This is a genomic window from Pseudomonas sp. 5Ae-yellow, assembly GCF_014077575.1.
GTDB classification, from domain to species: Bacteria; Pseudomonadota; Gammaproteobacteria; order Pseudomonadales; family Pseudomonadaceae; genus Halopseudomonas; species Halopseudomonas neustonica.
The window spans coordinates 62934-77103 of the sequence record NZ_JACGWE010000003.1; the positions used below are offsets into that span (position 1 = coordinate 62934).

General features: G+C 55.4%; 12 protein-coding genes. 3 read left to right on the forward strand and 9 right to left on the reverse strand.

Features of this window, described 5'->3' with window-relative positions; translation table 11 throughout:
- Positions 1-8: 8 nt before the first annotated feature.
- Genes nqrE through H4J77_RS03320 form a run of 5 tightly spaced genes read right to left on the reverse strand, consistent with a single transcriptional unit; the run spans position 9 to position 4622 of the window.
- On the reverse strand, positions 9-617 hold the full coding sequence (gene nqrE, locus H4J77_RS03300) for an NADH:ubiquinone reductase (Na(+)-transporting) subunit E (RefSeq protein ID WP_123889904.1): 609 nt from the start codon (positions 615-617) through the stop codon (positions 9-11).
- A 6-nt stretch (positions 618-623) separates the two neighbouring features.
- Complete coding sequence (locus H4J77_RS03305; RefSeq protein ID WP_092284471.1) at positions 624-1295, reverse strand: NADH:ubiquinone reductase (Na(+)-transporting) subunit D; 672 nt, start codon at positions 1293-1295, stop codon at positions 624-626.
- Positions 1296-1297: 2 nt separating this feature from the next.
- On the reverse strand, positions 1298-2077 hold the full coding sequence (locus H4J77_RS03310) for a Na(+)-translocating NADH-quinone reductase subunit C (RefSeq protein ID WP_123889855.1): 780 nt from the start codon (positions 2075-2077) through the stop codon (positions 1298-1300).
- Positions 2067-3281, reverse strand: a complete 1215-nt coding sequence (locus tag H4J77_RS03315; protein ID WP_123889856.1) for an NADH:ubiquinone reductase (Na(+)-transporting) subunit B — start codon at positions 3279-3281, stop codon at positions 2067-2069. The genes H4J77_RS03310 and H4J77_RS03315 overlap by 11 nt, the downstream gene beginning before the upstream one ends.
- A gap of 3 nt (positions 3282-3284) precedes the next feature.
- Positions 3285-4622, reverse strand: a complete 1338-nt coding sequence (locus H4J77_RS03320; protein ID WP_123889857.1) for a Na(+)-translocating NADH-quinone reductase subunit A — start codon at positions 4620-4622, stop codon at positions 3285-3287.
- Between the two features lie 293 nt (positions 4623-4915).
- Here H4J77_RS03320 and H4J77_RS03325 point away from each other — a divergent pair, with 293 nt between their 5' ends.
- Positions 4916-5476, forward strand: coding sequence for a chalcone isomerase family protein (locus H4J77_RS03325; RefSeq protein WP_158611274.1), 561 nt, complete (start codon positions 4916-4918; stop codon positions 5474-5476).
- Between the two features lie 62 nt (positions 5477-5538).
- Here the strand turns inward: H4J77_RS03325 and H4J77_RS03330 are convergent, their stop codons facing one another.
- Positions 5539-6978, reverse strand: coding sequence for a glyceraldehyde-3-phosphate dehydrogenase (locus H4J77_RS03330; RefSeq protein WP_123889859.1), 1440 nt, complete (start codon positions 6976-6978; stop codon positions 5539-5541).
- 197 nt (positions 6979-7175) lie between these two features.
- On the opposite strand from H4J77_RS03330, the gene mfd reads away from it, so the two are divergent.
- Together mfd and H4J77_RS03340 are read left to right on the forward strand one after the other, a co-directional pair.
- On the forward strand, positions 7176-10667 hold the full coding sequence (gene mfd, locus H4J77_RS03335; protein WP_182246984.1) for a transcription-repair coupling factor: 3492 nt from the start codon (positions 7176-7178) through the stop codon (positions 10665-10667).
- Positions 10664-11230 (forward strand): CsiV family protein, encoded by a 567-nt coding sequence (locus tag H4J77_RS03340; protein ID WP_182246986.1) that lies wholly within the window; start codon positions 10664-10666, stop codon positions 11228-11230. The genes mfd and H4J77_RS03340 overlap by 4 nt, the downstream gene beginning before the upstream one ends.
- Positions 11231-11272: 42 nt before the next feature.
- Here the strand turns inward: H4J77_RS03340 and H4J77_RS03345 are convergent, their stop codons facing one another.
- Genes H4J77_RS03345 through nagZ form a run of 3 tightly spaced genes read right to left on the reverse strand, consistent with a single transcriptional unit; the run spans position 11273 to position 14156 of the window.
- Positions 11273-12010, reverse strand: a complete 738-nt coding sequence (locus tag H4J77_RS03345) for an S-methyl-5'-thioinosine phosphorylase (protein ID WP_182246988.1) — start codon at positions 12008-12010, stop codon at positions 11273-11275.
- Positions 12007-13170 (reverse strand): mechanosensitive ion channel family protein, encoded by a 1164-nt coding sequence (locus tag H4J77_RS03350; protein WP_218565767.1) that lies wholly within the window; start codon positions 13168-13170, stop codon positions 12007-12009. Before H4J77_RS03350 ends, H4J77_RS03345 begins: the two co-directional genes overlap by 4 nt.
- A complete protein-coding gene (gene nagZ, locus H4J77_RS03355) occupies positions 13170-14156 on the reverse strand; it encodes a beta-N-acetylhexosaminidase (protein WP_182247081.1) in 987 nt (328 codons plus the stop codon). The genes H4J77_RS03350 and nagZ overlap by 1 nt, the downstream gene beginning before the upstream one ends.
- Positions 14157-14170 lie beyond the last annotated feature (14 nt).

Here is a 14170-nt window from a genome sequence, read left to right on the forward strand (position 1 = left end):
GCTCCTCTTTACAGTTGCACGCCGGAAAAGGACATGAAACCCAGTGACATCAAGCCAACAGTGATGAAGGTGATGCCCAGGCCACGAAGCCCATCAGGTACATCGCTGTACTTGAGCTTTTCCCGGATACCCGCCAAGGCGATGATGGCCAGCGCCCAGCCGATACCGGCACCAGCGCCATAGACCACACTCTCACCGAATGCGTAATCACGCTCTACCATGAACAGCGATGCCCCCATGATGGCGCAGTTTACGGTGATCAGCGGCAAAAACACGCCCAGTGCGTTGTATAGCGCAGGTACGAATTTATCGAGCAGCATTTCAAGAATCTGCACGATCGCAGCGATCACACCAATGTAACTAAGCAAGCCAAGGAAGCTCAGATCCACATTCGGCAGGCCTGCCCAGGCAAGCGCGCCATCTTTCAGCAGGTAGGTGTAAATCAGGTTGTTGGCCGGGGTAGTAATAGCCAGTACAACAACCACCGCTACACCCAGACCAATGGCCGTCTGCACCTTCTTTGAGATGGCGATGAAGGTACACATCCCCAGAAAGAAGGCCAACGCCATGTTTTCAACGAAGATCGCCCGAACCAGCAGGCTTATGTAATGTTCAATCATGGCTTACATAGCCTCCTTCATGGCACGAGTCTGCGGCGCCATTTTGAATTCCGGCGCTTCAACCTGATCGGTCTTCCAGGAACGCAGTCCCCAGATAATCAAACCGATGATAAAGAACGCCGAGGGTGGCAGCAGCAACAAACCATTGGGCTGATACCAGCCGCCCGCGTTAACAACCGGCAGGATTTCGATACCAAACAGGCTACCCGCACCCAGCAATTCACGCACGGTTGCAACGCAGATCAGGATGAAGCTGTAACCCAGGCCATTACCAATACCGTCAAGGAAACTCATGTGCGGTGGATTCTGCATGGCGAAGGCTTCAGCGCGGCCCATCACAATACAGTTGGTAATGATCAAGCCAACGAAAACCGACAGCTGCTTGCTGATGCTGTAGGCATAGGCCTTCAGCACCTGATCTACCACGATTACCAGTGATGCAATAATCACCATCTGCACGATCATGCGAATCGAGCTGGGGATTTGGTTGCGGACCACAGAGATAAACAGGTTTGACAGCGCGGTTACCGAGGTCAAAGCGATACACATAACCAGGGTAACGTTAAGACTGGTGGTGACCGCCAGCGCAGAGCAGATACCCAGTATCTGCAGCGCAATCGGGTTATTACTGAAAATGGGATCAAAGAGCACCTGTTTGGCGCTTGCCTTAGCCATGATTATGCCTCCCCTGCGCGAAGATGATCGAGGAACTCGCCAAAGCCGTCTTGACCCAGCCAGAAGCGCACCAGGTTTTCTACGCCCCGACTGGTCAGGGTCGCACCGGCCAATGCATCAACCTGATGCTCGGCATTCGGACTATTGCTGTCTACGCCGCCCTTGATGACGCTGATATCAACGTCGCCAGACTCGTCATAAACCACTTTGCCAGTCCACTGTTTCTTCCAGTTCGGGTTGTCTACCTCACCGCCCAGACCGGGGGTCTCGGCGTGTTGGTAAAAGCCCAGACCAACGACGGTCTTCAGATCGCTTTCCAGCGCCATGAAACCGTACAGGGTAGACCAGAGACCATAACCGTGAATCGGCAGGATCAGCGTTTCGATCTCGCCCTGCTCGTCTTCAACCACATATACCGTGGAATAGTACGACTGACGACGAATACTGGCGATATCAGCTTCAGGATCCAGACGCTCAGAGGTCGCCGGGTCCTTGGATGCTTTCTGCTGATCGAAGGTCAGCGGATCCCTGGCATCGCTAAATTCGCCAGTACGCAGATCAACCAGACGCGGAGTGATCTGCTTGAACTGATCCTGAACACTGACACCTTCCTTATATAGGCCGGCGATCTGCAAAATGTTGCGCTGCTTATCCTGCAACTGGTTGGTTACCTGAACTGGCTTAAGTGCTACCGCAGCGGCAGACACCACGACAGAGCAAACCAGGCAGACCAGAAGCGCAACCGTAAGAGTGCGGAGAACGGATTCTTTCTTACTGGACATTGCGTGCAAGCCTCCGTTTGATATTGGCCTGGACCACAAAGTGGTCGATGAGCGGAGCGAACAGGTTGGCAAACAGGATTGCCAGCATCATCCCTTCAGGGAAGGCCGGGTTGACCACCCGAATGAGGATAACCATCAAACCTATCAACGCGCCAAACATCCACTTGCCGGTATTGGTCATCGACGCAGACACCGGATCAGTCGCCATGAAAATCATACCGAAGGCAAAACCGCCCACCACAAGATGCCAATACCAGGGCACCGAGAACATCGGATTGGTATCCGAACCGATAGCGTTGAACAGCAGGCTGGTAGCAACCATACCAATCATCACACCAGCAACGATCCGCCAGTTGGCGATTTTGGTCATCAGCAGCACTGCGCCGCCAATGAAAATGGCCAGCGTGGAGACCTCACCCATTGAACCCTGAATGTTGCCGTAGAAGGCATCCCACCAGGTAATGCCCTGCGCAACGACCTGATCGATACCGCCTGACGCCGCCATGCTCAGCGCGGTCGCGCCAGCAAAACCATCGACTGACGTCCATACTGCGTCACCCGACATCTGCGCCGGGTAGGCGAAGAACAGGAACGCTCGGCCAGTCAGCGCCGGGTTAAGGAAGTTCTTACCCGTACCGCCGAAGACTTCCTTACCGATAACCACACCAAAACTGATGCCGAGCGCCACCTGCCACAGCGGAATGCTGGGCGGTACGATCAGGGCGAACAGGATGGAGGTAACGAAAAAGCCTTCATTGACTTCGTGCTTACGCACGGATGCAAAGACAACTTCCCAGAAGCCGCCGACCAGAAAGGTCACTGCATACACTGGCAGAAAGTAAGCCGCGCCGTGGATCAGGTTGTCCCACAGGCTGTCGGGGCTAAAGCCGGCAAACAGCGAGATCAGCGCAATACGCCAGTTATCCTGTGCCGCCAGCAAATCTGCATTGCCTGCATAGATGCTGTTGGCCTGATAACCAATGTTGTACATACCGAAGAAAATGACCGGAAAGGTACAAAGCCATACGGTAATCATCATGCGCTTGAGGTCGAGACCATCTCGCACGTGAGCAGTCGTCTTGGTGACGCTGCCTGGACGATAGAAGAAGGTATCAACGGCTTCGTACAGGGCATACCACTTTTCGTGCTTGCCGCCCTTTTCGAAGTTGTGTTCTATTTTGTCGAGGAATGCACGTACACCCATGACTTAACCCTCCTTCTCAATGCGAGTCAGGTTATCCCGCAGAATCGGGCCGTATTCGTACTTACCGGCACAAACGTAACTACACAAAGCCAGATCCTCTTCATCCAACTCCAGGCAGCCGAGTTTTTGCGCCATCTCGGTATCACCTACGATCAGATAACGAAGCAGCTGAGTCGGCAGGATGTCCAGCGGCATGATCATCTCATAGTTACCCACTGGCACCATGGCGCGCGGACTGCCGTTGGTGCTGGTATCAAAGTTGAACAGGCGCGAAGGTGACAGCTTGGAGACAAAGATGTTGAGCACTGAGTGCTTGTTCTTGCCCGCTCGCAGGTAGTGAAGAAGCTGACGTTCATCGCCTTCTTTCAACACCGATACCTGAGAGTGGAAGCGACCCAGATAGCAGACCGGACCACGAGCCATGCGACCGCCAAAGACGGAACCGGAAATCACCCGATTATTGGCCGGAGTCAGCTCACCTGCGGTCAACTCGTCCAGATTGGCGCCAAGACGGGTTTTCAGCAAACGGGGTTTCTCGACCTGAGGGCCAGCAAGCGCGACGTAGCGGTCAGTCCAGATCTTGCCTTGGGAAAAGAGCACACCAAAGGCTATTACGTCCTGGTAGTTAATCTGCCAAACCGTTTTAACTTCGTTGACCGGATCCAGGTTGTGGATATGCGTACCAGGCAAACCGGCGGGGTGCGGACCGGCAAAGCTCTCAGTGCTGACACCGGAGACAGATTCGCCAGGTATGCTTGCGCCTTCAGCTTTGCATAGCCACACCTTACCCAAGCGAGAAAGCACTTTCAGGCCAGTCTCAAAATCGGCGGCATGTTGCTTGATAATGACAGCCGGATCGGCGGCAAGTGGATTGGTGTCCATCGCAGTGACAAAAATCGAACTTGGCTTACTGTCCACTGCAGGGGTTTTGCTATAAGGCCGGGTACGCAGAGCAGTCCACAGGCCCGAGCTGATCAGTTGATCACGCACCACTTGCTGATCAAGTGAAGCCAGTTTATCGGCATCATAGGAATCGAAAGTAACGGCTTCGTCACCCTCAACATCAATGACAACCGACTGCAACACACGCTTATCGCCACGATTGATAGCACTAACCACACCCGCTGCGGGTGCAGTAAAGATGACACCAGGCGTTTTTTTATCACTGAACAGGATCTGACCCAGCTTGACCCGATCTCCCTCGCGCACTTCCATAGTGGGCTTCATACCTTGGTAATCGAAGCCTACTACTGCGACGCTGCGTACCTGACGAGCGTCATCGATGCGCTGCTCGGGAGAGCCGGTGATTGGCAGATCCAAGCCCCGTTTGATTTTTATCATACGAATAGCCTAATCACTAGTTTGGAATCTTTAAGGGCGGGCTGCCCGTGCGGAGCACAACAAGCTCTGGCGGAATGGCTCTTGGCAACAGACACTAAATCAGGGCGAGGTAGCAGCAAACCCCCATCAAAAATCCCGCTAAGTATAAAGTTCCTGCCCCACCATTGCTACTCGGCCCCTTGGTTTTTTCGGGTTTTTAATAGCCTGCATTGATGAAATCTATGACCAAGCACACCGCGACCACCCTACTCTGCTCTAGACTAGCGTATCCCAATACAAAATGGAGAAACCGCATGCGACCACAAGCCCTGCTGCTTGCCGCCCTTCTGCTACCAGCCACAGCCTATGCTGACAGCGCCCCTAACAGCCAGAGCGAATTCACTGAGAGCGTGGCATTGGAAAACAGTAACCAGGTATTACCGTTGCGCAATCAACATCTGCTTGAATACCTGTTTGTGGATGTATACAGCGCTGCGCTCTACGCGCCAGACGACGCCGAGCTCAACCGGCTATTGCCTGGCGATGCGCCACTGCGCCTGGAGCTCTCCTATTACCGGTCCATTAAACGCCAAGACGTGATAAAAGCCGCCTGGACAGCACTGAAAAGACAATACGATGAAAACGCGTTGGCACAACTAAAACCCAATATTGACGAGTTACATTCAACCTTAAGCGATATCAGCGACGGCGACCGTTACAGCTTGACCAGAACAACCACAGGCAAGCTGATACTTCGTCACAACGGAAAGGCAACGTTCGAGTCCGACGACCGACAACTGGCCGAAGCCTATCTGGGGATATGGCTAAACCCAAACGGCCTGTCTGATGAGCTTCGCACCGCACTACTGAACTGAAGTCAGCGAGCAGCAGGCAACAAAAAAGGCGCCGCAGCGCCTTTTTTGCATTACCCAGTCAATCAGGCCGGGAAAGCCGGCGGATTAACGTGAGCCATATCTTCCAGAATGCGAACGACCTGACAGCTATAGCCAAACTCGTTGTCATACCACACGTAAAGAATGACGCGATTGTCATTACAGATAGTGGCTTCAGCATCGACCACGCCAGCATGACGCGAACCAACAAAGTCGGATGACACCACCTCTACCGAGTTGGTGAAATCGATTTGCTTGTGCAAGTCAGAGTGCAGCGCCATATCGCGCAAGTATTCATTCACCTCGTCACGATTGGTCGACTTTTCCAGATTCAGGTTAAGAATGGCCATAGAGACGTTGGGGGTAGGCACGCGAATCGCGTTACCGCTCAATTTGCCTTCAAGCTCAGGCAGCGCCTTGGCAACGGCCTTGGCTGCACCGGTTTCAGTGATAACCATGTTCAACGCAGCACTACGGCCACGACGGTTACCCTTGTGGAAGTTATCGATCAGGTTCTGGTCATTGGTGTAAGAGTGAACAGTCTCTACGTGGCCATTAACGATACCGTACTTGTCATTGATTGCCTTGAGTACCGGCACAATGGCATTGGTTGTACAGGACGCAGCAGACACAATTTTATCTTCGGGCGTGATGGCCGCGTGATTGATACCGTGAACGATATTCTTCAGATCACCCTTACCTGGCGCCGTCAGCACAACCTGGCTCGCGCCCTTGCACTGAAGGTGCTGTGACAGACCAGCTTCATCGCGCCACACACCGGTGTTATCAACGATGAGCGCATCTTCAATACCATAGCTGGTGTAGTCGATGCTGGCCGGGTCGCTAGCGTAAATAACCTGAATCTGATTGCCGTTGGCCGTCAGCGTATTATTCTCTTCGTCAATGGTGATAGTGCCCTGGAAAGAACCATGCACGGAGTCACGACGCAGCAGACTAGCACGCTTTGCAAGATCGTTTTCGGCACCCTTACGCACAACAATGGCGCGCAGCCGCAGACCATCACCTACACCCGCTTTTTCGATCAGAATACGCGCCAACAGACGACCAATCCGGCCGAAACCGTAAAGCACGACATCACGACCCTGGCGACGCTCGCCGGTATGACCGATAACACTGCTCAACTCGGCACGCAGGAAGGCATCCAGATCCTCACCACCACTCTCGCGGAACTTGTTTACCAGGCGCGCCAGGTCAATTGAGGCAGGCCCCAGCTCGAGATCCAGCAACGCGCTAACCACCGGAAAGGTGTCGTGCACTGACAGCTCGGTGTCGTCGATCTGGCGAGCGAAGCGATGCGACTTCAGCAAACTGATAACCGAGCGATTAACCAGGCCACGACCATAGATGGACGTCACCACGTTATGTTCACGGTACAGGCGACCGATCAGGGGAATCATGGCTTCAGCGGTCGCTTCGCGATCCGTCCAGCTTTCCAGACACTGCTCGAATTGGGCTTGAGTCACGGCTTTACCTTCCAAGTCTTGATAACTAAAGGGCGCATATTATGCTTTCCATGACGCCTTGAGGCAATCACCAGCCCAAAAACAACCAGAGAATGAGCACAGCGTGCCTGACAGCGGTACACTTACCCACCTCTTAAACCGGTCTGTCTCGATGTATCGAAGCAGCACCTGCAACATGACCACCATGAGCTTATTGCATGCCTGTTGATACCACCCTACTGTCTCTTCCGCTCGCCAAAGGCCCCGGAGACAAGATGCACTGGGCCGGGTTGCACGGTGCCGCACGCGCGCTGGCAATCGCCGAGGCCGCCTTCCAACATCAGGGACTCAGCCTGGTCATCACCACCGACACCTCGGCCAGCGATAGTCTGGAGCAAGAACTTCGCTTCTTTTCGCCGACCCTGCCGGTACTGAGCTTCCCCGACTGGGAAACCCTGCCGTACGATCGCTTTTCGCCGCACCAGGACATCATATCGCAGCGCTTGCGCACACTCTTCCAGCTGCCGCAGGTGACCCAGGGCATTCTGGTTGTGCCCATGACCACTTTGTTGCATCGCCTGCCGCCACGCAGCTTCCTTGGCGGCTCGGTATTGATGCTGGAACTTGGTCAGCGGCTGGATATCGAGCGCATGCGGCTGGATCTCGACGCAGCTGGCTATCGCTGCGTCGATACCGTCTACGAACACGGCGACTACGCGGTGCGGGGCGCGCTGCTTGATCTGTTCCCAATGGGCAGCAAGCTTCCCTACCGTATCGACCTGTTTGACGATGAAATTGAAACCCTGCGCACCTTTGACCCTGAGAGCCAGCGCTCCATCGATAAAGTGGAGCGCATCCACCTCTTGCCGGCAAAGGAGTTCCCGCTCGACAAGTCGGCACTCACAGGCTTTCGTGCGCGCTTCCGTGAGCGCTTCGAAGTAGATCACCGACGCTGCCCGCTTTACCAGGACCTTAGCGAAGGCCTGGTACCTCCTGGCATCGAATACTATCTGCCCTTGTTTTTTGAAGAGCTGAGCACCCTCTTTGACTACCTGCCGGACAGTACCCGCCTGTTTACCCTGCCCGGCATTGAAGGCAGCGCTGAGCACTTCTGGACCGATGTGCGTAACCGGCATGCCGAGCAGGGCGTTGATCCGACGCGCCCTCTGCTGCCGCCAGGCGAACTTTTCTTGCCCGTGGAAGAGTGTTTTGCGCGCATCAAGAGCTTCGCCCGGACAATCTGCCACCAGGAGCAACTGAGCGACAGCAGCCAGAGCAAGGACCTGGGATGCCTGCCAGTCCCCGAGCTGCCAATCGATAACAAGCTCGACAACCCGCTGCAGGCTCTGCAGCAGTTCTTGCAGGCGCATTCCGGGCGCACCCTGTTCGTTGCCGAAACAGCTGGCCGACGGGAAGCACTGATAGAACTCCTGGCACGTATTGACCAGCGCCCTCAGCAGGTTGATAGCTGGCTCGACTTCGTCACGTCTGACCATCCGCTCGCGCTGACCATAGCACCACTGGACCAGGGCCTTTTGACCCAGAGCCCGGCCGTCGCCCTGATTGCCGAAAGCCAGTTATTTGGCCAGCGCGTGATGCAGCGCAGGCGTCGCGGCAAAGCGACGGATATGGGCGACGCCATCATTCGCAATCTCACCGAACTGCGTGAGGGAGCGCCGGTAGTACACATAGACCACGGCGTGGGGCGTTATCTGGGTTTGACCAACCTGACCGTAGAAGATCAGGAAACCGAGTTTCTGGTGCTGGCCTACGCGGAAGAAGCCAAGCTCTACGTGCCGGTTGCCAACTTGCACCTGATCGCCCGCTACTCCGGCTCTGAAGATGAAAGCGCACCGCTGCATCGCCTTGGCTCTGAGCAATGGCAAAAGGCCAAACGCAAAGCCGCTGAAAAAGTACGCGATGTCGCCGCCGAACTGCTGGACGTTTACGCCCGCCGCGCGGCCCGAGCCGGATTCAGCTTCAGCGCACCCGAGCGCGACTATCAGAGCTTTGCAGACGACTTTCCGTTTGAAGAAACAGCGGACCAGGAAGCCGCAATCGATGCCGTACTGCAAGACATGACCAATCCACAGCCTATGGACCGCCTGATCTGTGGTGACGTGGGTTTCGGCAAGACCGAAGTAGCCATGCGTGCGGCTTTTTTGGCGGTGCACGGCGGCAAACAGGTCGCGGTCCTGGTGCCCACCACCCTGTTGGCACAGCAGCACTACAATAGCTTCAAGGATCGCTTTGCCAACTGGCCGGTAAAAGTCGAAGTAATGTCACGCTTCAAGTCCGCCAAGGAGGTCAAGGCGGCCGTCGGCGAGCTCGCCGACGGCAAGGTGGACATCATGATAGGCACCCACAAGCTGCTGCAGGAAGACGTCAAGTTTCAGGACCTCGGCCTGGTAATCATCGATGAAGAACACCGCTTTGGCGTGAGACAGAAAGAGCAGCTGAAAACTTTGCGCAGTGAAGTAGACGTGTTAACCCTGACCGCGACGCCGATTCCCCGCACGCTCAACATGTCATTCTCCGGCATGCGCGACCTGTCGATCATCGCTACACCGCCAGCGCGCCGCCTGTCGGTCAAGACCTTCGTCATGACCCAACAGAAACCGGTGTTGAAAGAAGCCATACTGCGCGAGCTGCTGCGCGGCGGACAGGTCTACTTCCTGCACAATGAAGTGCAGACTATCGAGAAATGCGCCGCCGATCTGGCCGAGCTGATTCCTGAGGCGCGCATCGGCGTAAGTCATGGGCAAATGCCCGAGCGCGCACTCGAACAGGTGATGCGCGACTTCTATCACCGCCGCTTCAACATCCTGGTGACCACCACGATTATTGAAACCGGTATCGACGTCCCCAGTGCCAATACCATCATCATCGAACGCGCCGACAAGTTTGGCCTGGCGCAGCTGCACCAGCTGCGTGGACGCGTCGGGCGCAGCCACCACCAGGCCTACGCCTACCTGCTCACGCCAGATGGCAAAAAAGTCACCCGCGATGCAGAGAAGCGCCTGGAAGCCCTTGCTGCCGCACAGGACCTGGGCGCAGGCTTTACCCTGGCCACTCACGACCTGGAGATTCGCGGCGCTGGGGAGCTACTGGGCGACGGGCAGAGCGGCCAGATCCAGGCCGTCGGCTTCACGCTCTACATGGAAATGCTTGAGCGCGCGGTGAAAGCCATCAAGCAGGGCAAGCAGCCCGAGCTTGATCAACCCCTGGGCGGCGGCACCGATATCAACCTGCGTCTGGCGGCCTTGATCCCTGATGACTATCTACCGGACGTGCACGCACGCCTGATTTTGTACAAGCGCATTGCCAATGCGAACGACGACGAATCGCTGCGGGATTTGCAAGTGGAAATGATCGACCGTTTCGGCCTCTTGCCGGAGCAGGTCAAGACGTTATTCCGCGTAACAGCCCTAAAATTGCGCTGTGAACCACTCGGCATTACCAAGGTAGACGTGGGCGCTGAGCATGGCCGTATTGAATTTGGTGCACAAACCGAGATAGACCCCATGGTACTTGTGCGCATGATTCAGGATAATCCGCAGCGCTATCGCCTCGAAGGCGCAACGATGTTTCGCTTTAATGCGCCCATGGCCGGCGTTGAACTGCGACTCAATACCGTAGAAGCATTAATCGACCGACTGGCGCAAGCGCCACAAGATACCCCTGCTAAGGGCAAAGGAAAGAGACCATGAAGCATCTTTACAAAAAGCTGAGCCTGCTCGTGCTGGCCACACTCGTCAGCACCATGACGATGGCTCAATCAGCTGGTGAGTATCTGGTAGAAGTGGTCTTTTTTGGCCAGCCCTCTGCATCGCTGGTGATGGGTACGCCACCTGATCTCGACTGGGCCGACAATGCCGTCAAACTGGATGAGACAGCCCGCAGCGACGTTCAGAGCATAGACCCAACACGCTTTCGGTTAAGCCAGGAAGCACGCAAACTAGAGCAAAACGGCTATCAGATTTATCTGCATCAGGCGTGGACGCAACCACTGGACAACGATCTGGACGTTGCGCTGAGCAAGGGCGAGGCAGACAACGGGATCTATCCGATACAGGGACTGGTTAACCTGAGCAAGGATAACCTGATGGAAATTGCCGTTTCATTCTGGCACAACCGCAAAGCCAGTGACCTGCAGATGAGCGGCGCTTCAATTGTGTCGGAGAATCTGCACCAACGCCGCCCGCTGCGGCTGAACGAAACGCACTATCTTGATCATCAAAGCCTGGGCATGCTGGTGCGCGTCAGCCGCTGAAGCGAAGCCTACTGCTGCCAGCCTGCCAGGCCGGCAGCAGATTTAGCCTGAAATAAGTCTCGCGAGTACTTGTTTGACCTGTCCCATTCCTCGCTCAATCACCGCTTCAATTGCTGCCATGGTGATCACCTCGCTCGACTTGCCGGCAGCAGGGTTAACGACCAACGCCAGACAGGCGTAAGGTAGATCAAGCTCCCGAGCCAGTGCCGCTTCAGGCATACCGGTCATGCCGACCAGATCAGCACCATCGCGCTCAAGCCGGATTATTTCCGCTGCCGTCTCCAAGCGAGGCCCCTGCGTAGCCGCATAAACCCCTTTCGGCATATGAGCTAACCCCTGCTCGCGCAGAATGCGCACCAGGCGCTGAGTCAGATCAGCATCATAAGGCCACGAAAAATCAATATGTACCACATGCTCCAGATCATCTTCAAAGAAACTGGGCGCCCTACCCCAGGTGTAATCAATCACCTGATCAGGTACACAAAAAGTGCCCGCCTTGAGCTCTGGATGAATACCACCGACGGCGTTCACAGCAACTACCTGTTCTACCCCGGCAGCCTGCAACGCCCATAGATTGGCGCGATAATTCACCCTGTGCGGCGGGATACGATGGGGCTTGCCGTGACGCGCGAGAAACACCACGTCCTGCGCGCCAATACGACCATGAACCAAAGGCGCTGAAGGCTTACCGAACGGTGTTTCCGGCCAGTCCTCTCCCAAGAGTTCGACACCTTCCAACTCGGTTAACCCGGTCCCGCCAATAACACCCCAGATACTCATGAACTGCTCCGACCAGAGGATTCAGCGGAGCCTTGGCTAGCGCCTTCGGCACTCTGCCTCTCAGTATGCAGAGCCAAAGGGTCCGGCAGATGCAAGGTAGAGGTAGGAAACGCCACCTGAGCCTGGTGATCATTAATGATCGCCAATATCTTCAGCAGTATGTCCTCTTTTACGCGGTGGTACTCAGCCCAGACCGGCGTAGTAAAACAATAGATAAAGAAGTCGACAGATGACGGCGCACAGCGATCAAAGAACACCATCTGCGTCTGTTCCTGATCAATATCCTCGTGTTCCTTCAGCATATCGCGCACTTTTTGCACGATGGGCTCCATTTGACCAACGTCAGCATAGCGGATACCCAGATGCTCGTAGATACGCCTATGGCTCATCCGTGATGGATTCTCCACCACAATATTATTGAAAATGGAGTTCGGTACGTAGAGCGGACGCTTATCAAAGGTACGGATGCGCGACAGACGCCAGCCGATATGTTCTACCGTCCCTTCGATGTCGCGATCAGGGGAGCGCACCCAGTCGCCCACCGCAAAAGGTCGATCCAGGAAGACCATAAGACCGCCAAAAAAGTTGGCCAGCAGATCCTTGGCAGCAAAACCAACAGCAATACCACCGATACCACCAAATGCCATCACGCCGGAAACGCTATAACCCAGCGATTGCAGAACAACCAGGGTAGCGGTGATGATCACCGAAGCACGTAGCAACTTACCGACCGCATTGACGGTAGTCTTATCGACTGGTTTCTGTCGGTAACGAGTGTCAACCAGACGCTTTTCGACTTCCTTCATCAAGCGCAAAATAAACCAACACAACAGCACTATGAGCAGGATGCGCTGACATTGATCCAGCACATCGGCTAAACCCTCGTCCATTTCATTGGCAGTAATTCTTGCTGCCCACATCAACCCCATAGACCAGATCAGGACCCAGGCAGGACGACGCGCCGCATATACCAGGGCATCGTCCCACATATTAGTAGTGAGCTCGGCCCGGCGTTCCAGGCGATCAAGAATGAGCTTCACCACGTAAGCGGCCACCAAAGCACATAACACCACGGCAAAAACCTGATACATCCAGGCTTCGCCAATAAGCGGCAGTTGCTCCATATTAAGTTTTGCGGTCAGTTCATCGATGCTGTCCATCAAACCAGGCCCAATCCTCTCAGTAATGAATAATGCATGCCCCACTCAGGACTTGCCTTGTAATCGATAGGCACAGTGCGGCGAGCCAACATGGCTGCAATATTAGCCGGTGCCTGCAGACCTAATCGCTGCGCATGCAAAAGCCCCTCTTCCGCTGCCGCTCTATCATTGCAAATCAGCAACATGTCACAACCCGAGGCGACCGCAGCATCAATACGCTGCGGAATCCCGCCAACCGCGTGGGCACCGGCCATAGAGAGGTCGTCACTGAATATCACACCGGCGAAACCAAGCTCCTCACGCAAAACGTTTTGCAGCCAGTAACGGGAAAATCCCGCCGGCAACGAATCCACCTGAGAGTACACAACATGGGCAGGCATAATACCGCCCAATTGGCTGGCCAGCAGAGCAAAAGGCTTGAGATCCAGCTCGCGGATCTGCGCTTCGCTTCGCTCATCTACAGGCAGCGCAAAATGCGAGTCGGCTTCAGCCCAGCCATGCCCGGGAAAGTGCTTACCGGTAGCCGCCATTCCAGCCTGCGCAAGGCCATCGATGTAGGCGCTGGCAAGAAAACTCACTTGTTCCGGATTGCCGCCCAGAGAGCGACTGCCAATGACCTGACTGCGGCCGTGATCCAGATCCAGTACCGGCGCAAAGCTGATATCAATGCCGCACGCCAGCATCTCGGTTGCCATCAACCAGGCGGCACTGCGCGCCGCCGCTGCGGCTTGATCGCCGCCCTTGAGCGCAATGTCTGCCAACGCCGGAAGACGCTGCACACCTCGACGCAGGCGCTGCACGCGCCCCCCCTCCTGGTCGATAGCAATCAACATGTCGGGGCGCACCGCGCGAATGGAAGCAACCAACTCGCGTACTTGAGCGGGCGACTCCGTGTTACGTGCAAATAGAATCATGCCGCCCACTTCTGGCTGGCGCAGCAATTGCCGATCCTCAGGCTCAAGCCATAGGCCTGGCAGATCCAGCATCAAAGAACCTTGTT

What these genes read in the sequence shown, in the direction of transcription:
- H4J77_RS03325 (WP_158611274.1), top strand. Translation starts at nt 4,916, where the DNA reads ATGCGACCACAAGCCCTGCTGCTTGCCGCCCTTCTGCTACCAGCCACA.
- H4J77_RS03320 (WP_123889857.1), bottom strand. Translation starts at nt 4,622, where the DNA reads ATGATAAAAATCAAACGGGGCTTGGATCTGCCAATCACCGGCTCTCCC.
- H4J77_RS03350 (WP_218565767.1), bottom strand. Translation starts at nt 13,170, where the DNA reads ATGGACAGCATCGATGAACTGACCGCAAAACTTAATATGGAGCAACTG.
- H4J77_RS03345 (WP_182246988.1), bottom strand. Translation starts at nt 12,010, where the DNA reads ATGAGTATCTGGGGTGTTATTGGCGGGACCGGGTTAACCGAGTTGGAA.
- mfd (WP_182246984.1), top strand. Translation starts at nt 7,176, where the DNA reads ATGCCTGTTGATACCACCCTACTGTCTCTTCCGCTCGCCAAAGGCCCC.
- H4J77_RS03305 (WP_092284471.1), bottom strand. Translation starts at nt 1,295, where the DNA reads ATGGCTAAGGCAAGCGCCAAACAGGTGCTCTTTGATCCCATTTTCAGT.
- H4J77_RS03310 (WP_123889855.1), bottom strand. Translation starts at nt 2,077, where the DNA reads ATGTCCAGTAAGAAAGAATCCGTTCTCCGCACTCTTACGGTTGCGCTT.
- H4J77_RS03315 (WP_123889856.1), bottom strand. Translation starts at nt 3,281, where the DNA reads ATGGGTGTACGTGCATTCCTCGACAAAATAGAACACAACTTCGAAAAG.
- H4J77_RS03340 (WP_182246986.1), top strand. Translation starts at nt 10,664, where the DNA reads ATGAAGCATCTTTACAAAAAGCTGAGCCTGCTCGTGCTGGCCACACTC.
- nagZ (WP_182247081.1), bottom strand. Translation starts at nt 14,156, where the DNA reads ATGCTGGATCTGCCAGGCCTATGGCTTGAGCCTGAGGATCGGCAATTG.